The following is a 23,498-nucleotide window of genomic DNA, read 5'->3' on the forward strand; positions in this document are numbered from 1 at the left end:
CGGGTCGTCCGGAGAGAACCAGCCGCCGTCCGCCGTCCGCTCCATGGGCACCGGCTTGCGGGAACCAGCCGCCCGCTGCAACTTCTCACGCGCGCCATCCGCCACGACGTACGTCGTCTCGCGCCCAAGCCTTCCGCGAAGCTTCACAGAGCCCTCCCGCGTTGGTAGTCAGGACGGCCGACGCGGTACTCTTGAAGAGCACTCTGAAGGTGCGCCGGCCCGTGGTGGGTTGCCTCCCACCCGGGCCTTCCTCATGCCCGGAAGGCCCGGACGCCCGACGGGTTGCCTCCCACCGTGGCGTAACTACAGAGTACAGCATGCCTTAAGGCATGTCCACATGCCCTAGGGCATGACCTCAAGATCTTTTGGTCGGTGGCACTCGATATGCTCTAGGGCATGTCCACACCGAGCCGCCCGCCGTATGCCCGGATCGCGGCATCGCTGCGAGACAAGATCGACACTGGCGAATNCCCCCCGGGTNCCCGACTCCCGCCGCACCGCGAGCTATCCCGGACGTTCAATGCAGCCCAGGAGACGATCCGGAGAGCGATTGCTCAGCTACAAAGTGAAGGTCTGGTAGAGACCCGTGGGCAGCACGGGACCTTCGTTCAGACCCGACCGTCGGTCCGCCGCATTGCGACCGACTTCTACCGGAGACGTCCGCAAGCATCTAACGAGTCGACGTCTCCGTTCGCACGTTCCGTCGCAGCGTCCGGCGGACGAGCGTCCTGGAACCACAAGACCACTCGTGAGACCGCAGACGAGCAGACCGCCGAGCGGCTCGCCATCCAGTCCAGCGACCCCGTGATCGTGACGCGATATCTCTACCTCTATGACGGGACGCCGATCCAGACCGCCACATCCTGGGAACCGGCCGCCCTCACCGCAGGCACGCCGATCGAGCTTCCCGAGGAAGGCGCGGCCATTGGCGTCGTGGCACGCTTCGACCTCATCGGCCACCGGATCGACTCCGTTGAGGAAGAGATCACGGCTCGCCCCCCAACCGCCGACGAAGTGACGACGCTTCAACTTCCGCCAGGTGTCTCCACCCTTGTGATGAAGCGCACCTACCGGGCGGGTGATACGCNGGTCGAGACGGCCGACATCGTCATGGCAGGGCACCGATCCGTGCTCTCCTACCGTCTCGCCGTGAACTGAGACGTTCCAGGTGATCCAGGTGATCCAGGGCGCATCGTGCCAACTTTCCTTACTTGTTCAAGGCGGGCCCTCCGGGCCCGCAGGCGCCCCCCGCGCCGCACCCGCCACGCCGAACGGGGCCCCAGTCGGTTCGCCGCGCGACACGGGGCCCCGCCTCCCTCCGGTCGGCACCCCGTGGCGCGTCGACCGCCGACCCCATTCCGCGTGTCGGAGCGTCGCAGGTCGCCCGAGAACGAGCCATGATCAGAGTCAGCGGATCGTCAGCACAGCCGCCAGCACAGGCCATCACCAGCCGACACGAGACGGTCTAGAGCCCGCACCAGACGACACCTGAAGGCACCCAAAACGCCCATATAGCGTGAAAGCTCAGTGTTTGCAAGGCAGGGGTTAGGGGTTCGAGTCCCCTCGTCTCCACGCGCCGGCTTCGGCTGCTTGCCGATCTTTGATCGGCTGCGCCATCGGCCGTTATGCCTGCCCGGGGGGCGACCCCCGGACCCCCGAGTGTCGGGCTTCGCCCGACCTGGCGGGGGCTGGGTTGTTCGTTATGTAGCCACAGACGGACGGAGCATAATGATCTTGCCGGTTATGCTTCTGGATGAGCACCGCCACCTGGCTGGCCGATGGGCGGCGGGGCCGCGTCAGACGCGGAAGGGCCTCCTATCCGCCAGTCCCGGTGCTGGCGGGGCCGCCTCCTCGGTGCCCGGGGGCAGTCCTACCAGGTGTTCGGCCGTGTGTGGAGGCCGGACAACGCGGCCGACTCGACGAGCACGCGCCCTCACAGCATCGCGTCGGACCGGGACATCGCGGCGTGGACACAGGGGAGGGGACATAGGGGAGTGACGTGGGGATCGGAGTAACCGTTGCATAAGAGCGCCCGANAGCGGCGCTCATGCCGCCTCACCTTGCGGTGAGGCACTCCCGGTCTGACCGGCCGGAGCCGTGCCGGGTTCCCGTTTCCCAGCCGCCCGCCCCGCGGACGGGGTCTTACGGTCGGCTCCACGGGCGTTTACCGTCTCCGATGTACTGGCGGCGACGAGGTTGGACAGGTTGACCGCGGCGTTCAGGTCGCGGTCGCCTACCAGCCCGCAGGACTGGCAGGTGAACGTGCGTTCGGACAGTGTCAGGCTTGCGTGCAGCCGGGCGCACAGCGACGTCAGGATCTCGGTGACGTCGCGCACCAGGTCGTCGTCGACCTCGGCCGGGTCGACGACCAGCAGCCGCCGGCCCAGCGGGGCGAGCATGGCAGCGACGTCCGTGCCGGGGTGGGCGCGGCGGTGCCGGCCCACCCCGAGCTGTCGGGCTACTCGTAGGACAGGTTCGACTGCCCTTCGATCACGCGGCCAGCGATGTAGAGGTCTCCGTTGGAGTCCAGTACTGCGATGATCTTTTTCTGGTTGCCGTGGTGGGTCGTGAAGAAGATCTTGTCGGCTTCCTGGGAGGTGGAGTAGTTTGTGTTGACCGAGAGTTCGATGCTCACCGGTGAGCTGATGAGCACATCCTTCTTGGGCGAGTTCGGGTACTTCTGGTTCTGCCTCAACCTGATTCGGCCGTGGGTGTCGCCCTCATCCCAGTCCGTGGCCAATCCGAGATCAATTTCCGCCATGGTCTGCTCCATTCTGGCTTGCGCGGGAAACCTCTCCTGGCTGGAGTAGGTTCGTATGGTTTCGAGAAAAACCCGGCCATCGGCAAACAGGAGTTAGCAGGAGGCATCTCTGCGTGCGCCGGCCCGGAGAGAACACCGCACGTTCCGGCCGGAATTTTCTCGACTTCCGGCTGCGCTCCTGGCCAATTTTTCTACCCGATCGGACCAGTAAACGGGTGCGTGGAAGTCTCAATAGACAGGAACGATCGCTTCCTTGATCTCCGTATTCCCTGTTCCGGATGGGGCCGTTCAACCATCCGAGTCACAGGCATGAGGGCCACAACACCTCTCCCCCCCCAGAGCTAGTGATGGAAGCGTACCTCGCGTACGTAGCGTCACATTCCGGAGGCGGTGGCGCACGGATATTACCTAAATGTATCAAACCAGTTAACCACTGTCCGCTTTTGGGTGGAGTCGAACCAGATTTCCTACCTGGAGCTGTGCCCGATCTCGGCGGGGATCGAGTGGTTCGAGTCGGGTACCTCGCGAATACCGGCCCACACGCTGTCTCGTGCCCTCGTGATGGCCACGTACATCTGTCGGCGTTCCAACTGGGTACGCTCGCGAAACGCGTCGGCCGACTCGGACGGCCGCCGCGGCTTCGGGAAGAGGTTGCGGTCGGGAATACAGACATGGGCGAAGTCGAGACTCTTGACCCGGTGGTACGTCCCGACCTTGACCGCCTCACAGCTGGTTCCGTCATACTCCTTGAGGGAAACCGCTGGAATGCCCCGCTCGGTGAGGACGCGCAGCCACCGTGCAGCCGCGGCGTTCGTCGGCACGAGCACCGCCATATCGCCGTAACGGACGTTCCGATTGTCATGGAACTCCACGAGGTGCTCGCAGAGCGCCGCATCCTGCGCCACGGTGCCCGACACCGTGACCTCGCGGATCTCGCCTCCCGGCCGGTCGACGTCGACCTCGCGCCGCCCGCGTTCCTGGACGCCGTCGAGGTCGTCGAAGCTGTCGTCGGCGACTACCGCCTGAGCGTAGCGCAGGATCTTCTCGCGATTACGGTAGTTTCTCCCGAGCACGGTGGAGCGTCCGACGACGGCGACGCCGGCCTCGGCGAGGGTGAAACCGCCGGGATAGATGGACTGCTGGCCATCGCCGACCACGAGCAGGCCGTCCGGCTTGTCGCCGACGAAGGCATGCAGCAGTTGCAGACCGACGCACGTCAGGTCCTGTACCTCGTCAACGATCACCGCGTCGTACCGGGTGTCGGAACTCTCGCGCACCAGGTCGCGAGCCAGGAGCAGCACGTCGTCGCGATCGAGGACGCCGCGCTCTGTCCGGAGCTGCTCGTACCGTTCGTACAGCTCCCACACCGCACGCCGGTGGGTCGGTTGCAAGGGAGTGCTGCGCCCGACGCGTGCCAGCTTGGCGTACTGCTCGAAGTCGGTCAGGCCTCGGCCCTTGACGACTGTCGCGATCTCGTCCTTCCAGTACCCGGGAGCCAGGCCGAGCCCGGGCAGAACCGAGAACTGCCCGACCTGCCCCCAGGCGCGCCAGAAACAGGTGTCGGCGGCCTCCTGCTGGTGCCGGTCTGCCAAGCCGTGNTCGCGAAGACAACGTGTGGCGACGGCGTGGACGGTGGCGAACTCGATCCGGTCGACGTGCTCGGGGGCCATCCGGGTCAGCAGTGCGCGGTAGACCGGCCCCAGCGTGCGCACCAGCGAGGTGAACAACACCCGTTCCCCGCGGGCGGCCAGATACTTGGCGCGGTGCAACGCGACGACCGTCTTGCCGGTACCGGCCGCGCCGCGGACGCGGGCCGGACCGGACCACTGCCGGCCGGCCAGGCGGGCCTGCGTCGGGTGCAGCCAGGTCATCCACGTCTCGATCGGCTCTCGGGCGGCGGCGTCGAGAAGTTCTTGCCACAGCTCCTCGCGGCTCAGCAGCGCATCCTGATCTGGTGGAACCGATTGCTCGGGCGGCGACAGCGGCTCGGAAGAAGTCGGACGCCCGGCCGGAGCTGGACAGTAGGCCTGAGTGGGCCGCTCGATAGCGGCTGGGCTTTCGGTCGCGGCCGTACCGTTCGAAGAGGGACCTGCCCGGCGCGCGACCGGACGGCGGACAGACCGTGAGGTCGGCGCCTTGGCGACCGTGACGGCGGTGACGGCGGCGGCGGTGGTGGTGGCGGCGGTGGCGCGGGGCATCGGCGGGCAACCGCGTGCCAGACGGTCCAGTAGTTGTTCAACGAGGTCCGGTGCCAGGCGTGCGCCACGACGCGCCAAGTCGCGGGTTAGGTCCTGCTCGCCGAGCACCGTCACCCGGTCGAGTTGTGCCCGGACGTTTTTCCGCCTGGCCAGAACCAGCAGCGGAACCACCTCGGTCGGTGGCAGACCTGCCTCTACCAGCACCTCCTCCACCGCTACGGTCTGATCCAGAAGTTTGCGGACATCGTCGTCCGCGTCGGCGTCGCCACGCCATAACCGGCCGCGTTCGACGGTGATCTCTCGCCAGTTCTTCACGTCTACCACGAAGACTCCGCCAGGCCCCACCACGATCACGTCGATGTTGGCCCGGCGGGTGCCTGGCCACCGTCGGTCCGGCAGCACGTGCCACCCTGCGTCGTCCATACCGACCAGCACTCGGACCACACTCTGCTCGGCCCGGCCACCGGCTTCCCAGCGCTGGCGGTGGCGGCGTAACTGCTTCAGCACGTCGGTCAGGTGCTGGATCTGTCGCTGGACTCCGTCGATCTCCATCCCGAGCAGGACAGCTTGACCGAGGGCCGACGGTTCTGGCAGCGGGTCGGCGTCTCGCGTCGACGAGGCGGTCGTCGGCGGATGGGCGGTCGACGTGCCGGCGGTCGACGCAGCGGTGGCGGGGATGCGCGCTGCCGGTCCATCCAAAAGCACGTTACTACTCCCTCACCTTATGTCACAGGTAAGAGTACGGTAATGAGCCATCGTTTGGCTACGTTTACGGGCGACGGTGGTCTGCAGGCCCTAGGGAAGAGTGGTTGTTCTTGGAAAGGTGAGTCCACTTTCGAACGCTGGTTCGAGTGTGCCGACTCGAACTCTTCGAACACCCTGGCCACGGCCGCTTTCGGCAGAGAACGATCACGTAAGTTCGCTCTAGACCGCCAGCACGATGGCGGCGCTGATGCCGCCGAGGCCGAGGGCGAAGGCCGCCTCGGGCAGCCCGCCGTCGCGCCGCCGGAAGAGGCGGTCGAGCGCCAGCCGCCCGGCACCGACCGCAGCCACCGTGATCGCGACCACCGCGACGCACAGCGGGTACTCCATGCCGCCGTCGGTTTCCCACAGTCCGTTCGGTGCGGTCACGATCATTGCGTTGATCATCACGCCGATCACGGCCGCGGCCGCCAACGGAGTCAGCAGGCCCACCGCCAGGCCGAGGCCGCCGAGGAACTCGGACGCGCCGGCCAGCCCGGCGAAGAAGGTGCCGGGATGGTAACCCAGCTGGGCGAATCCCTTGCCGGTCGCGGTGAGGCCGTGGCCGCCGAACAGGCCGAAGAGCTTCTGCGCGCCGTGCCCGGCGAGCAGCAGACCGAAGGTCATCCGAAGCAGCAGCAGCCCGAGGTCGGCTGCGGACACGGCCGTGCGGGACGGGCCCGTGCGGGACGGGCCCGGGTGGGAGGCGTCGGGCGGTGCGGGGGTGGCGGGTGCCAGGTGGAGGGATGCCCGGTGCCGCGTAGCGAGCAGTTTCATGTCGAAACCCTGATCCAGGCGAAAGCATACGGTGAAGCTTTGGTCACTACTGTGCCTGCCCGCTCTGCCGGGCAGATACCACCTCGGTCCTCCCCACGCCCGTGGGGGTGATCCGACCGGGGGCAGCGCGCACCTGAGCGGATAGATGGCGATCATCGGCGTCCTGCCGAGATGGAGCGGCCGGGGCGAGCTAGCCCGTCGTGGGCCTGGATCTGGCCGGTCTGTGGTTCGGGCGAGCCAGGCGTGGGTAGAGACTGAAAGTGGTCAGAATGGACACGCTGGGTGATGATCTGCATTCTTCTAGGGAGAAGAGAAGATTGTGACCTTACCCGCGCGACTCGGCGACCGTCTGGCGACGNTCATCCGGTGGCATCTGGACCCGTCTACAACGGGCCGGCGGCGTCCGGCAGGCGGGCGTGTGTGGCGCCGGCTGGGCCGGGCAGCTGCCTGCCGCCAGGACGGAACAACCAGATGGCGAGCATGGAACGCCAGCGCCCTCGGCGGAACTGGTCCGATCTGTTGGGTCTGCCCAGGTCGCAGGCGCGGACGTCCGCGGCGGGGCTGCTCGGCCGGCGCGGGGCTGGGGCCAGGGGTCACTGCCCGGGGGCGAGCACCTTCCTGGAGGGGNAAGCATGGCCGACATTCGTAGCACGATCGTCCGGCTGCCGGTCACCGTGGAGCGGTCCACCACGGTTCGGGACGCGGCGGCGCAGATGGAACGGCAGGGCGTGGGCGCGCTCCTCGTCATGGAGAACGACCGCCTGGTCGGGATCGTCACCGACCGCGACATCGTGCTACGCGGCGTTGCCCGCGGTATCCCGACGGACAGCCGGATCGACGCCCTCATGACCACCGAGGTCATCACCGTACCGTCCGGCGTTGACCTCGAACGGGCCTACGAAATCTTCCGTGACCACGCGATCCGCCGGCTCCCGGTCGTCGACGGCCGCCGGCTCGTCGGCCTGCTGTCCGTCGACGATCTGCTCATCCGCACCGAGCACGAGATGGCCGAGCTGGTACACCCGCTCGCCGATGAGGTCTTTGCCCCCCACCGCGAGGCCCCACCGCTGGCTACCACCGGCGAGGAGCCCGTCGAGCTGGCGCTCGAACTGCCGCCCCGGCGTAGGGCGATGCGCGCCCATCCCGGCGACACCCTGGTTGTCCACCGTCCCACCGTCACGCAACCGGACCGCCTTGGGGAGATCCTTGAGGTGCGCTCGCCTGCCGGCGACCCACCGTTCACCGTCCGCTGGTCCGACACCGGGCACGTCAGCTTCGTCTACCCGGGACCGGACGCCGAGGTCCGCCACCCTCCCGAGGAGGCCCGCAGCGGCACCGGCTGAAAAGGACGACGGGTTCAACCCTGCATGCGTGACAAACACGCACCGTCAGGCTAATCATGCTACGGGATCGTGACGTTCCGCTGCGACCAGCCTGCCGGGAGGGCAGTGCAGCAGCCAGAAGCCGCCCTCCCGTACCCCGAGCTGGTCCGGGACCGGCCAGCACCAGCCGTCCAGGAGCCGTCGGATCNGGTCGGCAACGATGGTGCGCTGGCTACAGATCGCCGTCGGAGTCCCGGACGCCGCGAGCCCCATCAAGGNAGCGACCACCCTCGCCTCCGATCCGGGATAGCCGGTGTCCGCCAGCGCCGGCTCCGGTTCGACGGCGAGCCCGGCCGCGCGCGCGTACGGGGCGAGCGTGGCGGTGCAGCAGGGCAGGTCGGCGCTGATCAACAGGCGAATCCCCAGGCTGGTCAGCAGCGGCACCAGTGCGTTCGCCTGGGCCCGGCCGCGCTCATCGAGCGGGCGTAGCCGGTCAGGCCCGTCCCAGCGCCGATGGTGGGCGGCCCGAGCGTGGCGGATGACGACGAGTGCGGCCGTCGGCGCCGGCAGCCGACCCGCCGGCAGCCGACCAAACTCGGCGAGGACGTGGCGGTCGGTGTCGTAGCTGACCCGGCGCGCCGCATCCCCCTTCGCCAGCCAGGCAAGCCTGTCCACCTCCCGGGTGGGGACGAACGTGCCGGAACGGGCCTGCATCGCCCAGTACCGGACCGTCTTCACCGTCCTGCCGCCGTCCGTCAGGTAGCGGTACTCGCCGAGCGGGGGCCCGAGCCAGGCCCGGTAACCAGTCTCCTCCTCGACCTCCCGCAACGCACCGAGCAACGGATGTTCCCGCCGACGCAGCTTGCCCTTGGGCAGGGACCAGTCGTCGTACCGCGGCCGGTGCACGACCGCGATCTGCCGCCCGTCCCGCGTGGGCCGCCACAGCACCCCACCGGCGGCACCTACGACCCGTACCGGCCTATCCCAGGGATCAGCCGACGACTTCATGCCGTCCAGTCTTCGGCTCCAGCCGCCGCGGCGCCAGGACGACGGGCACATCCCCGCAAGACCCGGTCCCGCAAGCCTCGGTCGACAACCCGCCGCCGGCGGCGCGGATCGCGGTCGGGCCGTCCGCGGCGTCCATCGCTACCAGGGCGGGGATCCCCACCTGAAGCGCATGTTCCCCGACGGCACCCAGGGGTATGGAACTCGCCACAGAAGGTTACCGCTGTCCGGGGAGTGGAGGGTGAGGTGACGGACGCAGGTGTGGCCGAGCTCGTCGTCGAGCCGGCGGTGCTCGGGACGCTCGTTGACGTGCTGCGTGCACGCGGGTATCAGGTCGTCGGCCCGACGGTGCGGGATGGCGCGATCGTGTACGACAAGATCAGTAGCGCGGCGCAGCTCCCGGTGGGGTGGACCGATGTCCAGGAGGCGGGTCGTTACCGGCTCGAGCGTCGTCGCGACGCGGCGCTGTTCGGTTACGCGGTGGGGCCGCATTCGTGGAAGCAGAACCTGCTGCCGCCCCGGCTGCGCCTGCTGACGACCCGCCGCGACGGCGATGGCGGCTTCGGCGATGGCGGCTTCGGGGACGGCGGCTTCGGGGACGGCGGCTTCGAGGTGGCGGAGGAACCGCTACCGCGGGCAGCGGTGGCATTCCTCGGCGTCCGTTCCTGTGAGCTGCAGGCCATCGCGACCCAGGACCGGATCCTGCTCGGGGGGCGCCACGCCGACCGCGACTACGCTGCTCGCCGCAGCGATGTGTTCATCGTCGCGGTGAACTGCCACGAGCCGGGTGGGACCTGCTTCTGCGTGTCGATGAACACGGGCCCGGCGGTGCGGGAGGGCTACGACCTGGTCCTCAGCGAAGTCCTGGCCGGTGACCACCGGCTGCTCGTCGAGGCGGGCACCCCCCGGGGNGTCGAGATACTGGGCGAGCTGGCGGGGCGCCCGGGCGAAGCCGCCGACCGGAGCGCGGCCCAGGCGGCCGTGGATGGGGCGGCCGACCGGATGGGACGCACCGTCGACGCGGCCGACCTGCGTGACCTGCTCGCGGACAACCTCGAACATCCACGGTGGGACGAGGTGGCGCAGCGGTGCCTGAGCTGCGGCAACTGCACGATGGTGTGCCCAACCTGCTTCTGCACCTCGGTGGAGGACGTCAGCGACCTCACCGGAAGTGAGGCGGAGCGCTGGCGCAGCTGGGAGTCCTGCTTCTCGCTGGACCACTCCTACCTCCACGGCGGCAACGTCCGTGCCTCCGGACGCTCCCGCTACCGCCAGTGGTTGACCCACAAGTTCGGCACCTGGCACGACCAGTTCGGAACGTCCGGATGCGTCGGCTGCGGACGGTGCATCACCTGGTGTCCCGTCGGCATCGACGTCACCGAGGAACTGACCGCCATTCGAGCGAACTCCGCGGCCGGCGATGACGTTGGTTGAGGCACCGCTCGGCGAGGTCGGCGTCTTCGCCGGTATGCACCCGGACCACCTCGCCCTCCTCGCCGGGTGTGCCCGGCACGCCATCTTCCGCCCGGGCGACGTACTCCTGCGGGAAGGCGACCCGGCCGACACCCTCTACGTCATCCGGCACGGCACGGTCGCGATCGAAACCTTCGTCCCGACCCGGGGTCTGGTCCCCATCGAGACCGTCGGAGCCGGCAATGTGGTGGGCTGGTCCTGGCTGTTCCCGCCGTACCGGCTCCATTTCGACGCCCGTGCCCTCTCGCTGGTCCGCGCCACCGCCATCGACGGTGCCTGCCTACGCGGGAAGTTCTCCCAGGACCCGGCGCTGGGCTACGACGTGCTGTCCCACCTTGCGCAGGTGCTCATCGAGCGCCTGCAGGCCACCCGGTTGCGGCTGCTCGATGTCTACGCAAACCCGGGCCAGGGCTGACGGCGCGGCCGGGGAGATGACCCCTCGGCCGTTCCGGGTGACCCGCCGCCACCAGGAGACGGGTGACACGTGGACCCTGGAACTCGCGCCGCTCTCCGACGTTCCGATCATCGCCGCACCCGGCCAGTTCACCATGGTCTACGCTTTCGGCGTCGGCGAGGTCCCCCTGTCCGTGACGGGCTGCGACCCGGCGATGGGCGACGAATCCGTGGCGGGCGACGACTCCGTGGCGGCTGGTACCGACAGCCCGCTTGTGCACACCGTCCGAGCGGTCGGCGCGGTGACGGAAGCGATCTGCGCGTCCCGCCCGGGCGACGTCCTCGGGGTGCGTGGCCCGTTCGGGCGAGGCTGGCCGGTAGGCGCCGCAGCCGGGCTGGACGTCGTCGTGGTCGCGGGCGGGCTCGGGCTGGCGCCGCTGCGGCCGGTCGTCCGGCAGATCCTGCGACGGCGCGCCGACTACGGCAACGTGGTCGTGCTCGTCGGCACCCGTACACCCGCGGACATCCTCTACCGCCGGGAGCTGGCCGGTTGGCAGGACCGCACCGACCTCCAAGCCCTGGTGACCGTCGACGGTGCGCGGCCCGGATGGGACGGCCGGGTCGGCGTCGTCACCACCCTCCTCCCGCACGTGCGTTTCGATCCGGCCAGAACCGTCGCGTTCACCTGCGGACCCGAGATCATGATGCGGCTGACCGCACGGGCCCTGGTCGACGCCGGCGTACTCGCCGACCGCATCCACCTGTCCATGGAACGCAACATGCACTGCGGCCTCGGTCACTGCGGCCGCTGCCAGCTCGGCCCGCTGATGCTCTGTCTGGACGGACCGGTCTGCGGCTACGACCGCCTGGAACCGTTGCTCGCCGTCCGGGAGCTGTGATGCCGATGCCGATGTCTACGCCGACGCCGACGCCGACCAGCCCAGCCAGGCCCCGGCTCGCCGTCTGGAAGTTCGCCTCCTGCGACGGCTGCCAGCTCACCCTGCTCGACTGCGAAGATGAGCTGCTCTCGCTCGCCGGCGAGATCGACGTCTCCTACTTCCTGGAGGCATCCAGCGCGACCGTCGACGGTCCCTACGACCTCTCCCTCGTCGAGGGCTCGGTCACCACCGAACAGGACGTGGAACGCATCCACCAGGTCCGGGCCGCGTCCCGGCGTCTGGTCACAATCGGCGCCTGCGCGACCGCCGGCGGCATCCAGGCGCTCCGCAACTTCGCCGACGTCGGTGACTTCCTCGCGGCCGTCTACGCCACCCCGGCGTACGTCTCGACGTTGGCGACCTCCACCCCGATCTCCACGCACGTCCGGGTGGACTTCGAACTCCAGGGCTGCCCGATCAACCCTCGCCAGCTCCTCGAAGTCATCAGCGCGTTCCTNGCTCGCCGACGCCCGAACATCTCCTCGTCCGCCGTCTGCACCGAATGCAAACGGCGGGGGACGGTGTGCGTGATGGTCGCGCACGGCACGCCGTGCCTCGGCCCCGTCACGCATGCCGGATGCGGTGCGATCTGCCCGGCCTATCACCGCGGCTGTTACGGCTGTTTCGGCCCGATGGAGAGCCCCAACACCCCCGCGTTGATCCGCCAGCTACGGGTCCTCGGGATGAACGAGGACAACGTCGACCGAGTGTTCCGGACGTTCAACACCGCCGCGCCGGCATTCCGCGACGCCCCCGGCGAGGGTTCGGGAAGCGGTGAGACCGATGCGCGCGACTAGGACCATCGCACCTCCCCCACTCACCAGGGTCGAGGGCGAAGGAAGGCTGCTAATCAAGATCACCGACGGGCGGGTGGACGAGGCCCACCTGAAGATCTTCGAACCGCCGCGCTTCTTTGAGGCGTTCCTCCGCGGCCGGGCCTACACCGAGCCACCCGACATCACCGCCCGGATCTGCGGCATCTGCCCGGTCGCCTACCAGATGAGCGCGCTGGCGGCCATCGAACAAATCTGCGACGTCACGGTCACCGGCCCACCCGCCGCCCTACGGCGGCTCATCTACTGCGGTGAATGGATCGAGAGTCACGCACTACACGTCTTCCTGCTGCACCTACCGGACTTCCTCGGCTACGACAGCGCACTGCATCTTGCCCAGGACCAGCCCGCCCTGGTCAAGCTGGGACTCACGCTGAAGAAGGCCGGCAACACGCTCATGACGGTCATCGGCGGCCGCGCGATCCACCCCGTCAACGCGCGGGTCGGCGGCTGGTACCGGGCACCACGCCGGCGTGACCTGACCGAGCTTGTCGGGCAACTGGAACAGGCGCGAGACATCGCCCGGGACACGGCCCGATTCACCGCCGCCCTGGACTTCCCCGAAGACGAACTCCACCAGACCTTCGTCGCGCTCCACCAACCTGGCGAATACCCCGTTGAGCGCGGCCGGATCGCCTCCACCGCTGGCCTCGACATCGCCCCGGCCGACTACGACCGGCACTNCACCGAAGAACAGGTGCCCTGGTCGAACGCCCTGCACTCGACCCTGGCCGCGGGCGGCTCCTACCTCACCGGACCGCTGGCTCGCTTCGCGCTGGGCGCGGAGCGGCTGGCGCCCGCCGCCCGCGAGACCGCCGCCGAGATCGGCCTGCGCCCACCGGAGCGCAACCCCTACCGCAGCATCATCGTGCGCTGCATCGAGATGGTCCACGCCGCCGACGAGGCGCTGCGGATCATCGCGGACTACACCGAGCCCGACCCCTCCGCGCTGGAGGCCCCGCCCCGGGCGGGAACCGGATACGGGGTCACGGAGGCACCCCGCGGCCTGCTCTACCACCGCTACACGATCGACCACAACGGCACCATCCTCGACGCAAAGATCGTGCCACCAACCGCCCAGAACCAACGTCCGATCGAAGAAGACCTGCGCGGTGTGGTGGAACGCTTCATGAACCTGCCGGAGCCCGAACTCGCCCTGCGCTGCGAACGGGCCATCCGCAACTACGACCCCTGCATCTCATGTGCGACCCACTTCCTGACTCTCCACATCGAACACGGCTGACCGTCATCGGGATCGGCAATCCCTACCGACACGACGACGCCGTCGGCCTGGCAGTCGCGCGGCAGCTACGCTGCACGCTCCCAGCCGGCGTCGACGTACTCGAAGGCGCCGGCGAGCCGACAGGGCTGTTCGCCGCCTGGGAAGGGGCCGACGCCGTCTGGATCATCGACGCCGCCCATTCCGCGGCCCCGCCCGGAACTGTGCACCGCATACCGGCCAACGAGCGCACACTACCGGCGGATCTCGTCGGGCCATCGACCCACGCACTCGGCCTCGCGGACACCATCGAGATCAGCCGAACACTCGGCTGGCTTCCCCGGCATCTCGTCATCTACGCAATCTGCGGCCATACCTTCTCCGCAGGCCTCGGACTTGACCCCGAGGTCGCGGCGGCGGCCCGAAACGTGGCCGCCGCCATCCGCGCCGAAACAGCGATCTATGCCGCCAGGGAACCTGACGATGCCGCCAGGGAACCCCACGATCTCCGCTGACCGCCGCCAACCGCGGTAGCCGAAGGCCCGCGTTGGCGGTGGGGTTCGGTCACGGGACTTCGCGCGGCCCGGGGGCGGCGTTCATCAGCCACGTCACCGTGCGGCTGATGTCCGACAGGGACAGGATCCCGACGAGTCTGCCTTGATCCATCACCAGGACGCGGTGCTCGGCGCCGGGCTCCATGCGCGGCAGCAGATCCGCCAGCGGGTCGTCGGGACCCGCGATGGTGGNCCGCGACAGTGGCACCATCACCTCGCTTACCGTTACCGTGCCGCTCTTCTCCGGCGGCACCTGCTTGGCGCCGTCCAGGGTCACCAGCCCGACCGGGACTCCGTTCTCGCCGGTCACCGGGAACGCCGAGTGCCGGTACCGGTACAGCGGGCCGGCCAGCAGGTCCGCGACGGTCAGGGCCGCGGGCACCGTGAGCGGTTTCGTCGTCATGGCGTCATGTACCGGGACGCCGGCGAGCACACCGCGCAACTGCGCCTGCCGTCCCTCGGCGGTGGCGGCCGCGATGAGGAACGAGCCGATCAGGGCCAGCCAGAGCCAGCCGAATCCGCCGCCTCTCATGAACACGAGGAGTCCCAGAACGACGAGCAGCCAGCCGAGGACGCGTCCGGCCGCGGTGGCCCCGGCGGTCGCCCGCAGCCGATCTCCCGTACGCCACCACAGGAAGGCGCGCAGCAGCCGCCCACCGTCGAGCGGAGCGGCCGGAAAGGCGTTGAAGACGGCGAGCAGCAGGTTGATGCCCGCCAGCCAGGCCACCACCTCGACCAGGAGTTCGGGCGCGGACGCCAGGGCGAGCAGCCAGGCGCCCAGCACGAGGAGCCCGCCCAGCAAGAGGCTGACGAGTGGGCCGACACCCGCGATCCGCAGCTCCGCTGCCGGGCTCGACGCCTCCGACTTCAGCCGGGCCACCCCGCCCAGCAGCCACAACACGATGTCGTCCACGGCCACCCCGTTGCGCCGGGCCACCACGGCGTGCGCCACCTCGTGGGCGAGCAGCGAGGCGAAGAAAACCACTGCGGCGGCAAGAGCCGCCACCCAGTACACCACCAGGGCATGGCCCGGGTAGGCCTGTGGGAGGCGGCCCTGCGCGAGGCCGAACGCGATGATGCCGAAGATGAGCAGCACGCTCCAGTGGACCCCGATCCGGACTCCAGCGATCCGTCCCACCACGAAGGTCGCCCGCACAGCGTCTCTCCCCTGTTCGAACGTGCCCCGGGACCAAGACCCGGCTCGACTCCGCGGTTAAGCGCGCAGCCGGCCCCGTCAGGCTGTCGCGAGGGCCACCTCCGTCGACTTGACCAGGGCAGTCACCGAGGAACCCGCGGCCAGAGCGAGGTCGGTCGCGGCGGCCAGGGTGATCGCCGCGGTGAGCACGCCGCCNCCGTCGAGGGCGATGTGCACGACGGCCATGGCACCGCCGGTCTCCAGGCTGGATACCGTGCCGCGCAGCCGGTTACGGATGCTCAGACCGTCCACGCCGCCCGTGGCCAGTGCCACCTCGGTGGACTTGATCAGAATCTCGACGGTGGCCCCCACCGAGAGGCCGAGATCCTTGATCGCATCAAGGGTCACCGCGGCGGTGACGGTCTGCCCGCCGGAAAGATCGACGGTCACGGTGCTCATCACCGCACCTTCGGTGATGTCGGTGACGGTTCCGGTCAGTCGGTTGCGGATGCTCAGGCTCATCGGTCCACCTTGTCCTCTCGGGTGCCGCCAGGTGCCGTCAGTCAACTCCTACCCGTCCGTCCGTGCCGCGTACATGCCTCACCTGCAGAAGAGTCGTGCGGAACAGTCGTGCGGAAGGGTCCTGCGGACGAGTGATGTCCGACAGGCGGTCGCGCCTGATCGGTCCGTGCGGGTCGCACCGCCCGCGTCGGGGGGAGCGGGCAGTGCGGTGCCACCGGTTCGCCTACCCCGAACAGGTCGATGTCGACCACCGACCCCGAGAGTCCGGCCTCCCGCACGCAGGCGCCCCGCACCGACAGAACACTGCCTTGACACAACGGATAGGCAGGAAATGTCGCCAGAAGCTCTACTGTTACCCACTGCCATGTCAGACAACACACCTACCTCGCCGCCAGCATGGGCGCCAGGTCNCCCGCGCCTGATCCACCCACGTCTGCGACCCAAANAAANCCCGGCCNCCCTCGGCGGCAGCCCCGCCGATCATCCGACTGGCGTCCACCCCCGCAACAACAGATCATCGTCGTATGACATCGGGCAATCGTGCTGAAGCAACGAAAGCGCACAACATTAAACAACGGCNACTCTCGGCGGACCGTCCGAGCGGCTGCCCCGGGTAGCCGACCGGGTAGCCGAGCCGCGGAGAATCACGATGGCCGATGGCCGGCGGCCGATGGCAACGGCTGCCGACGGTGGAACCGGCGCCTAGGCCGGACTACCCCCAGACTAACCCCCGAGCCAACCTCCGGACTAACCCCGTAGGGGGCTTGCGGAGGGCCTCGTAGGGCTGTTTTCGCTGTACCCGGCTGTCCCCGTCATCCGTATTCCCGACACGCCTGCGGGGAACGGTGTTCAGGGAAGCCGAGAATGTTCCGGGCCATGGCCTACCTCCCGATGAGGGGGCCAGAAGGGGTACCCCCGCTTCCGGTGTCGGACTNCCTCGTAGGGGTGCGCANCCCTCGCGCTGGAACCGCCGCTGGAGTGCTCCGGAACGGGCGTCGGTCAACGACGTTGAGGGGACCGTTCCTCCTCGGCACCGCGTTCATGGTCGGCCGGATGTCTGGATGTGCGGCTGGCTGTGCATTGTGATCGGTGCGGCGCGGTCGCCCGATCCGCTCGTCGCGCGGCGGTGGTATCACTGGACCGGTCCGACGAGACGGACTGACCTTCGATAAGCCGGACGAGAAGTGGTCGAGCGGTGATTGCCGTGCTAGCTGATACGCTTTCAACAGTTAGCGCCCGCCTGCTAGCTCGGCTGCCGGCTGGAGTTAGCGCAAGTGCGCGCTCACTCATCACTTGCTATAGCGGCACGCCTGCGCCGGTCGCGGCGCTTGGTCGGTTGGGGGCATGGTTGCGGTATGGAAAAAGGCTTCTCGGTTTCCTGCGGAGCCTTTCACGTACGCGTGGTGTTGGCGGCGTTGCGTCGCGCGACCATCGATCCGGGGTTCGGAGCGTTCCTGTGGGTGGTGCCGCGGACCCCCGTCAGCAGTCGTCGGCTCTCGGCCGGCGATCCGCGGCGGCCGACATCTCTCGGCTGATCGGGGTCAGCCAACCGGGACCTGCGTCGAAGCCCGTGACGGGGCCCGTGACGGGACCTGCGTCGAAGCCCGTGACGGGGCCCGTGACGGGGCCTACGTCGAAGCCCGTGACGGGGCCCGTGACGGGGCCTACGTCGAAGCCCGTGACGAGGCCCGTGACGCGGCCTACGTCGAAGCCTGTGACGCGGTCTGGGCCGAATCCTGCGGCTCCCAGCGGGTGCTCGGATACGCCCGACGCAGTTCGGGGGGCGACGCAGTTCGGGGGGCGACGTCGGCGGCGAACCACTCAAGCTGCTCGCGCTGCCAGTCCACCGGCAGTGAGTCGACGCCGATACCGGTGAGCTGCTGGCCGTACAGTTCCCGGTAGTGGTCATCGATAACAGTCGAACCACCGGATTGCCGGCGTCGAATCCCGCCCGCCTGCCTCCGTCGACGGGGCCGGCCGGAACAACCGGCACCGCGGCCTGACTCCACCCCTGACGCCACGGATACGGGACGCCGGACCGGGCGGCCACCGAAGGCATCCACGTCTGTTCCGGGCGCTCAATGCAAGTGCAGCGGCGTCCGGCGAATGCGAGTGCAGCGGCGTCCGGCGAATGCGAGTGCTCAACAACAATGCGGGGCGCCGGGTAAATACGGGGGCAGGCCGACAGCGCAGGTGCGTTCCGGCAAATGCAAGTGCGCTCCGCGAATGCGGGGGCCGTCCCGGCGATGCGGGATTCGATCGACGGTGCATTGTCTCATGGCGTTCAACGCCAAGCTCAACGGCGAGTTCAATGCCGAAGACGGCGGGTGGCGTTGGAAAACGCCGCCCGCCGTCCCGGTCCGTGCCGCCAACCATGACGGTCAGCCACGATATGGCCACTTCCACTGGGCGATGGCGTGGGCGGAGCGGGACAGCGCCGTCGCCACGATGACGCTTTGTCGCCGTCGTTCCCACGCCGTGGTTCGCGGCCATGATCAAACATAGGCGTGACGAACACGAAGCTGCNGGATTTCCCCCGGTTGACCTGGCGGTCCACCGCCTCCGGCAGCCACGACCAGACACCTCCGTCGCCGACCGTCAGGCCGGCGACGGAGGTGACGGCCACCGGTCGCTTAATGCAGCGGGCGCATGCAGTCCCGGCAGCGGTCGTTCAGAATCGAGAGGAGCTCGACAGCCTTGAGTGAGGCGTCGCGCACCTTCGCGATGTCCTGCGAGGAGTTCAGCCTGACCAGCGCGGATTCAGCTCCGTCGGAGGCGCCCTCCCGGACCGCCTCGACGATCTCTGCCGCCGGTGTGCCGAACTGGAAGAGCAGAACCTCTTTGTCCTGGTAGGACGGTAGTTCCGTGGGCAGGTGCCCGAGACCGATGCCGGCGAGGTTCCGGCTCAGGATCTGCCGCACGTTGGTACCCAATCGGCCATAGCCGCCGATCTCCCGCAGTGTCCCCATGTTGATCCGGAAGACACCGTTGTTGCCTACTACGGTCGCACGCAGGTCCTCCCACGTTCCCGGCGGGTCGGACGGCACGCCGACCATCTGCGTGTCCGTCATCTCTACCATCCCGACTGGCAACCCAAGTACTCCACGTATGCGCGAACCGACACGCCCAGCTCCTTCCGCTCTCCATAGGAAAGCACTGCGTGCTGCCAGGTCGGCGTCGCCCGGCGTCGCCCGGCGGAAAATAACTGTTATCCATAAGATAACCGACTCCTCGGGCGAGGTCCACTCACGACGGACCTTGTCGGTTTCGGAAAAGTTAATCCTGGTGATCGGGATCGCGCGGCGGTCGGGAAGCTGCCAACATGAATGTGAGTCATCTTGTTCATCCGCCGTGACCAGCATCGATAGCGCCGACATCTCTACGTAACATGGCAGGTACCTCGCTGAAACTCTTGTTCGAATGTTCCGATAACATCTCATCTGCACGGGGCGTTTGCTACTGTCATCTACATCGCGCCGACGGAGCTGGGGGATCCCCGTAATCGGGCGATCTTCCTGGCGTACCGTGTGCTCCGGACCACTTCGGCGGCGCGCCCGGGGCTATGTGGGCGGCGCCACGGGGGAAAGTTTCCAGGAAAATTTTAATTAAAGATTTTTCCTTGAGAATATCCTTCGAGGTATCTTTCGGGAGAAGCTTCCAGTCATCCCGACGGAATACCTGTTAACGCCGAAGTTACCGGGGCTTGCAGGGCTGAAATAAACGGCTCCTAGTGTTCTTCGTGTCGCCACCGGACAAACGAAGAACCACTGTTCGGGGGCGATCCCATGGCCTTCTGTTCTCGATCGACGGCTGGTGATGACAGTGCCCGGTCCCCGTTTTCCCAGCTCATCCGCGCCTACGGTCGAGCCGGCCGCGCCGGTCAGGTTTTGCGACACCACCCTGCGCGACGGCGAGCAGGCGCCTGGAGTGGCATTCACCGCAGCCGAGAAACTTGCCATCGCCGCTGCTCTGGACGCCATCGGCGTACACCAGATCGAGGCCGGAATACCTGCCATGGGACCCGCCGAACGGGATGTCCTGCGGGAGATCCTCGCGACGCAACCCCAGGCCGGCGTGGTGGCGTGGTGCCGGGCCGACCGCCGCGACATCGATGCCGCGGTGTCCTGCGGAATTGTCACCGCGCACCTCACCATTCCCGTCTCCGACCTGCATCTGAAGAGCAAGCTGGGCCGGGACCGGGGATGGGCGCGGCGCCGCATCCGCGACTGCGTCTTCGACGCGGCCGACCGCGGGCTGCGATTCAGCGTCGGCCTGGAGGACGCCTCCCGCGCGGACGACAACTTCGTCATCGAGCTGGCCGGCGAGCTGCGCGAGTGGGGCGCCACCCGGATCCGCTGGGCCGACACGGTCGGTCTGCTGGACCCGGTCAGCGCCTACACCCGGCTCGGCCGGCTGGTCCAGGCGGTCCCGGGGGAGTGGGAGATCCACGCCCACGACGACTTCGGTCTGGCGACCGCAAACACCCTCGCCGCGGTTCAGGCCGGATTCACCTGGGTTAGCACCACGGTGCTGGGTCTGGGGGAACGGGCCGGCAACGCCCCGCTCGAGGAGGTGGCGATGGCCCTGCGGCACCTGTTGAAGGTGCCGGTGGACTTGGACACCACCTCGTTCCGCAGGCTCGCGCGGATGGTGGCCCGGGCCGCCTGCCGCCCGCTGCCGGTAGGCAAGGCGGTGGTCGGTGAGTCGGTGTTCGCGCACGAGTCGGGGATCCACGTCCACGGCGTGCTGCGACACCCGTCGACCTACGAGCCGTTCGACCCCGCCGAAGTCGGCGGGCAACGGCGGCTCGCGTTCGGGAAGCATAGTGGCCGGGCCTCGGTGCGTTACGCGCTGGCCCAGTACGGCATCACCGCCGACGACAGCGAGATCGAGCCGCTGCTTGAGCGGGTCCGGACCACGGCGACCCAGACGAAGCGCGGCCTGCACGGCCGTGACTTCCAGGAGCTTCTCGGGCGGGCCGAAGTGCCGGCCCCCCGAGTGGAGGCCCCGCCGTCCTAGGCCGGGTCCGGCAGGACCCGGACCCGGCTGACAGACGCAACGGGGTAGATCAACAACTAACGGTTGTGCCGATGTCCCGGCCAAACCCGGCCGGCGGCACGACTCCAGCCCAGGGGCTCTCGCGGCCCGACCTGCCCGATCGGCGTGGTCGTGGCACCGGTGCCCCCTGCGCTGGGCAACCGTTCCGAGGAGGAACACCGCATGCGCCAGATCGCATTCTATGGCAAGGGTGGTATCGGCAAGTCCACCACCCAGCAGAACACCATGGCGGCGATGGCCGAGATGGGCAAGAAGGTCATGATCGTCGGCTGCGACCCCAAGGCCGACTCGACCCGGCTCATCCTGCATTCCAAGGCCCAGACCTCCGTCATCCAGCTGGCTGCCGAGAAGGGCTCGGTCGAGGACCTGGAGCTCGACGAGGTCCTGGTAGAGGGCCAGTGGGGCATCAAGTGCGTCGAGTCCGGTGGCCCGGAGCCCGGTGTGGGCTGTGCCGGCCGCGGTGTCATCACTTCCATCAGCTACCTGGAGGAGGCCGGCGCCTACGAGGACCTCGACTTCGTCACCTACGACGTCCTCGGTGACGTCGTCTGCGGCGGGTTCGCGATGCCGATCCGCCAGGGCAAGGCGCAGGAGATCTACATCGTCACCTCCGGCGAGATGATGGCGATGTACGCGGCGAACAACATCGCCCGAGGCATCCTCAAGTACGCGCACTCCGGTGGTGTCCGGCTCGGCGGGCTCATCTGCAACAGCCGCAACACCGACCGCGAGGACGAGCTGATCATTGAGCTCGCCCGCCGGCTCAACACCCAGATGATCCACTTCATCCCGCGCAACAACGTCGTGCAGCACGCCGAGCTGCGCCGGATGACGGTCATCGAGTACGACCCGAAGAACGAGCAGGCCGACCAGTACCGGCAGCTCGCCAAGAAGATCGTCGACAACGACATGAAGACCATCCCGACGCCGATCACCATGGACGAGCTCGAGGAGCTCCTCATCGAGTTCGGGATCATGGAGCAGGAGGACGAGAGCATCATCGGCAAGGCCGCCGCTGTCGCCTGACCCTGTCACCTGCTCCGACTCCGTCGAGGATGAGGTCCCGACCATGACGACGACGCCGGCACCTATCAAGGCCGAGACCGAGGCGATGATCGCCGAGGTGCTGTCTAACTACCCTGCGAAGACGGCCAAGTTCCGGGCCAAGCACCTCAAGGCCAATGACCCCGATGGGTCGAAGGAGTGCGAGGTCAAGTCCAACATCAAATCCCGCCCGGGGGTCATGACGATCCGCGGCTGCGCCTACGCCGGTTCCAAGGGTGTGGTGTGGGGCCCGGTCAAGGACATCGTCAACATCAGCCACGGCCCGGTCGGCTGTGGCCAGTACTCCTGGGCCACCCGGCGCAACTACGCCCGCGGCCCCTGGGGCGTGAATAACTTCGCCGCGATGCAGTTCACGACCGACTTCCAGGAGAAGGACATCGTCTTCGGCGGTGACCCGAAGCTGGAGACGGTCTGCGACGAGATCGTCGAGCTGTTCCCGCTGGCCAAGGGGATCTCGGTCCAGTCCGAGTGCCCGATCGGTCTGATCGGCGATGACATCGAGGCGGTTTCCCGCAAGGCCTCGAAGAAGCTCGAGCTGCCGGTCGTCCCGGTGCGCTGCGAGGGGTTCCGCGGGGTCAGCCAGTCCCTCGGCCACCACATCGCCAACGACGCGGTCCGCGACCACGTGCTGGGTACCGGCGGGAACACCTTCAAGCAGACGCCGTATGACGTCGCGCTCATCGGCGACTACAACATCGGCGGCGACGCCTGGGCCTCCCGGAAGATCCTGGAGGAGATGGGCCTGCGGGTCATCGCCCAGTGGTCCGGTGACGGCACGATCAACGAGATGGCCTCGACGCACCTGTCGAAGCTGAACTTGATCCACTGCTACCGGTCGATGAACTACATCTGCACGACCATGGAGGAGCGCTACGGCACTCCGTGGACCGAGTTCAACTTCTTCGGTCCTACCAAGATCGTCGATTCGATGCGGAAGATCGCGGCTTTCTTCGACGACGAGATCAAGCAGAAGACCGAGGCTGCGATCGCCCGCTACCAGGTCCGGTTCGACGAGATCACGAACGCCTTCCGGCCGCGCCTGGAAGGCAAGCGGGTCATGCTCGCGGTCGGCGGACTGCGGCCCCGGCACACCATCGGTGCCTACGAGGACCTCGGCATGGAGGTCGTCGGCACCGGCTACGAGTTCGCGCACAAGGACGACTACACCCGTACTTACCCCGCTCTCGCGGAGGGCGTGGTCCTCTACGACGACCCGACGGCCTTCGAGCTGGAGGAGTTCGCCAAGCGGCTCAAGCCGGACCTGATGGGCNCGGGCGTCAAGGAGAAGTACGTCTTCCACAAGATGGGCGTCCCCTTCCGCCAGATGCACTCCTGGGACTACTCCGGGCCATACCACGGCGTGGACGGCTTCGCGGTCTTCGCCCGTGACATGGACATCGCGATCAACAGCCCGACCTGGGACCTCATGGAGACCCCCTGGTCGAAGGCCGGAGAGGTGTTCTGACCGGCCGGTCCGGCCCCCGCCGGCGGTAGCCGGCAGTCA

The 23,498-nt window shown here is 68.1% G+C and carries 19 protein-coding genes and 1 pseudogene; 12 read left to right on the forward strand and 8 right to left on the reverse strand.

Annotated features, from left to right (window positions below):
• Window positions 1-396: 396 nt before the first annotated feature.
• The gene (locus CED_RS02910) at window positions 397-1,158 is read left to right on the forward strand and encodes a GntR family transcriptional regulator (protein ID WP_035908562.1); all 762 of its coding nucleotides are present in this window, start codon (window positions 397-399) and stop codon (window positions 1,156-1,158) included.
• Window positions 1,159-2,045: 887 nt separating this feature from the next.
• On the opposite strand, the pseudogene CED_RS22105 reads toward CED_RS02910, so the two are convergent.
• The 4 genes and pseudogenes from CED_RS22105 to CED_RS02930 form a co-directional block, all read right to left on the reverse strand.
• Window positions 2,046-2,390 (reverse strand): annotated as a pseudogene (locus CED_RS22105) (zinc ribbon domain-containing protein); the annotation flags it as partial.
• Between the two features lie 68 nt (window positions 2,391-2,458).
• Window positions 2,459-2,761 (reverse strand): DUF6342 family protein, encoded by a 303-nt coding sequence (locus tag CED_RS02920; protein ID WP_023839993.1) that lies wholly within the window; start codon window positions 2,759-2,761, stop codon window positions 2,459-2,461.
• 467 nt (window positions 2,762-3,228) lie between these two features.
• Window positions 3,229-5,664, reverse strand: a complete 2,436-nt coding sequence (locus CED_RS02925) for a UvrD-helicase domain-containing protein (RefSeq protein WP_035908564.1) — start codon at window positions 5,662-5,664, stop codon at window positions 3,229-3,231.
• Window positions 5,665-5,883: 219 nt separating this feature from the next.
• Complete coding sequence (locus CED_RS02930; RefSeq protein WP_035908565.1) at window positions 5,884-6,477, reverse strand: DoxX family protein; 594 nt, start codon at window positions 6,475-6,477, stop codon at window positions 5,884-5,886.
• Between the two features lie 632 nt (window positions 6,478-7,109).
• Between CED_RS02930 and CED_RS02935 the strand changes: the two genes are divergently transcribed.
• On the forward strand, window positions 7,110-7,820 hold the full coding sequence (locus tag CED_RS02935; RefSeq protein ID WP_011438856.1) for a DUF1918 domain-containing protein: 711 nt from the start codon (window positions 7,110-7,112) through the stop codon (window positions 7,818-7,820).
• Between the two features lie 54 nt (window positions 7,821-7,874).
• On the opposite strand, the gene CED_RS02940 is transcribed toward CED_RS02935, so the two are convergent.
• Window positions 7,875-8,807 (reverse strand): NUDIX hydrolase, encoded by a 933-nt coding sequence (locus CED_RS02940; protein ID WP_035908566.1) that lies wholly within the window; start codon window positions 8,805-8,807, stop codon window positions 7,875-7,877.
• Window positions 8,808-9,050: 243 nt separating this feature from the next.
• Between CED_RS02940 and CED_RS02945 the strand changes: the two genes are divergently transcribed.
• The 6 genes from CED_RS02945 to CED_RS02970 all read left to right on the forward strand — a co-directional run bounded on the left by CED_RS02945 (window position 9,051) and on the right by CED_RS02970 (window position 14,175).
• The gene (locus CED_RS02945) at window positions 9,051-10,238 is read left to right on the forward strand and encodes a 4Fe-4S dicluster domain-containing protein (protein WP_023839997.1); all 1,188 of its coding nucleotides are present in this window, start codon (window positions 9,051-9,053) and stop codon (window positions 10,236-10,238) included.
• Complete coding sequence (locus CED_RS02950; RefSeq protein ID WP_011438853.1) at window positions 10,225-10,692, forward strand: cyclic nucleotide-binding domain-containing protein; 468 nt, start codon at window positions 10,225-10,227, stop codon at window positions 10,690-10,692. Before CED_RS02945 ends, CED_RS02950 begins: the two co-directional genes overlap by 14 nt.
• Window positions 10,664-11,569 (forward strand): FAD/NAD(P)-binding protein, encoded by a 906-nt coding sequence (locus tag CED_RS02955; protein WP_235186867.1) that lies wholly within the window; start codon window positions 10,664-10,666, stop codon window positions 11,567-11,569. The genes CED_RS02950 and CED_RS02955 overlap by 29 nt, the downstream gene beginning before the upstream one ends.
• Window positions 11,570-11,580: 11 nt before the next feature.
• Window positions 11,581-12,405: an oxidoreductase gene (locus CED_RS02960; protein ID WP_049761148.1), complete on the forward strand. Its 825-nt coding sequence runs from the start codon at window positions 11,581-11,583 to the stop codon at window positions 12,403-12,405.
• Entirely contained in the window at window positions 12,392-13,684 is a 1,293-nt protein-coding gene (locus tag CED_RS02965) for a Ni/Fe hydrogenase subunit alpha (protein WP_035908568.1), read from the forward strand. Before CED_RS02960 ends, CED_RS02965 begins: the two co-directional genes overlap by 14 nt.
• On the forward strand, window positions 13,642-14,175 hold the full coding sequence (locus tag CED_RS02970; RefSeq protein ID WP_011438849.1) for a hydrogenase maturation protease: 534 nt from the start codon (window positions 13,642-13,644) through the stop codon (window positions 14,173-14,175). Before CED_RS02965 ends, CED_RS02970 begins: the two co-directional genes overlap by 43 nt.
• A gap of 49 nt (window positions 14,176-14,224) precedes the next feature.
• Here the strand turns inward: CED_RS02970 and CED_RS02975 are convergent, their stop codons facing one another.
• Both CED_RS02975 and CED_RS02980 read right to left on the reverse strand, forming a co-directional pair.
• A complete protein-coding gene (locus CED_RS02975) occupies window positions 14,225-15,370 on the reverse strand; it encodes a site-2 protease family protein (protein WP_035908569.1) in 1,146 nt (381 codons plus the stop codon).
• A gap of 78 nt (window positions 15,371-15,448) precedes the next feature.
• Window positions 15,449-15,871: a molybdopterin-binding protein gene (locus CED_RS02980; RefSeq protein WP_011438847.1), complete on the reverse strand. Its 423-nt coding sequence runs from the start codon at window positions 15,869-15,871 to the stop codon at window positions 15,449-15,451.
• A 2,277-nt stretch (window positions 15,872-18,148) separates the two neighbouring features.
• Here CED_RS02980 and CED_RS23340 point away from each other — a divergent pair.
• Window positions 18,149-18,376 (forward strand): hypothetical protein, encoded by a 228-nt coding sequence (locus CED_RS23340; protein ID WP_041258067.1) that lies wholly within the window; start codon window positions 18,149-18,151, stop codon window positions 18,374-18,376.
• 128 nt (window positions 18,377-18,504) lie between these two features.
• Here CED_RS23340 and CED_RS02985 read toward each other — a convergent pair whose 3' ends face one another.
• Entirely contained in the window at window positions 18,505-18,942 is a 438-nt protein-coding gene (locus CED_RS02985; RefSeq protein ID WP_011438844.1) for a hypothetical protein, read from the reverse strand.
• Between the two features lie 742 nt (window positions 18,943-19,684).
• Here CED_RS02985 and nifV point away from each other — a divergent pair.
• From nifV to nifD, 3 genes are all read left to right on the forward strand, one after another.
• Window positions 19,685-20,890: a homocitrate synthase gene (gene nifV, locus CED_RS02990; RefSeq protein ID WP_035729057.1), complete on the forward strand. Its 1,206-nt coding sequence runs from the start codon at window positions 19,685-19,687 to the stop codon at window positions 20,888-20,890.
• A gap of 201 nt (window positions 20,891-21,091) precedes the next feature.
• Window positions 21,092-21,955 carry a nitrogenase iron protein gene (gene nifH, locus CED_RS02995; RefSeq protein WP_011438842.1) on the forward strand — a complete coding sequence of 288 codons (864 nt, stop codon included), beginning with the start codon at window positions 21,092-21,094 and terminating at the stop codon, window positions 21,953-21,955.
• Between the two features lie 43 nt (window positions 21,956-21,998).
• Window positions 21,999-23,459: a nitrogenase molybdenum-iron protein alpha chain gene (gene nifD / locus CED_RS03000; protein ID WP_035908570.1), complete on the forward strand. Its 1,461-nt coding sequence runs from the start codon at window positions 21,999-22,001 to the stop codon at window positions 23,457-23,459.
• Window positions 23,460-23,498 lie beyond the last annotated feature (39 nt).

The organism is Frankia sp. CeD (genome assembly GCF_000732115.1).
Taxonomy (GTDB): Bacteria; Actinomycetota; Actinomycetes; order Frankiales; family Frankiaceae; genus Frankia; species Frankia casuarinae.

Excerpts from the sequence above, each read along its gene's own strand:
- CED_RS23340 (WP_041258067.1), top strand. The coding sequence starts at position 18,149 with ATGGCGTTCAACGCCAAGCTCAACGGCGAGTTCAATGCCGAAGACGGC.
- nifH (WP_011438842.1), top strand. The coding sequence starts at position 21,092 with ATGCGCCAGATCGCATTCTATGGCAAGGGTGGTATCGGCAAGTCCACC.
- CED_RS02955 (WP_235186867.1), top strand. The coding sequence starts at position 10,664 with ATGTCTACGCAAACCCGGGCCAGGGCTGACGGCGCGGCCGGGGAGATG.
- CED_RS02935 (WP_011438856.1), top strand. The coding sequence starts at position 7,110 with ATGGCCGACATTCGTAGCACGATCGTCCGGCTGCCGGTCACCGTGGAG.
- CED_RS02920 (WP_023839993.1), bottom strand. The coding sequence starts at position 2,761 with ATGGCGGAAATTGATCTCGGATTGGCCACGGACTGGGATGAGGGCGAC.
- CED_RS02985 (WP_011438844.1), bottom strand. The coding sequence starts at position 18,942 with ATGACGGACACGCAGATGGTCGGCGTGCCGTCCGACCCGCCGGGAACG.
- CED_RS02950 (WP_011438853.1), top strand. The coding sequence starts at position 10,225 with ATGACGTTGGTTGAGGCACCGCTCGGCGAGGTCGGCGTCTTCGCCGGT.
- CED_RS02970 (WP_011438849.1), top strand. The coding sequence starts at position 13,642 with ATGTGCGACCCACTTCCTGACTCTCCACATCGAACACGGCTGACCGTC.
- CED_RS02930 (WP_035908565.1), bottom strand. The coding sequence starts at position 6,477 with ATGAAACTGCTCGCTACGCGGCACCGGGCATCCCTCCACCTGGCACCC.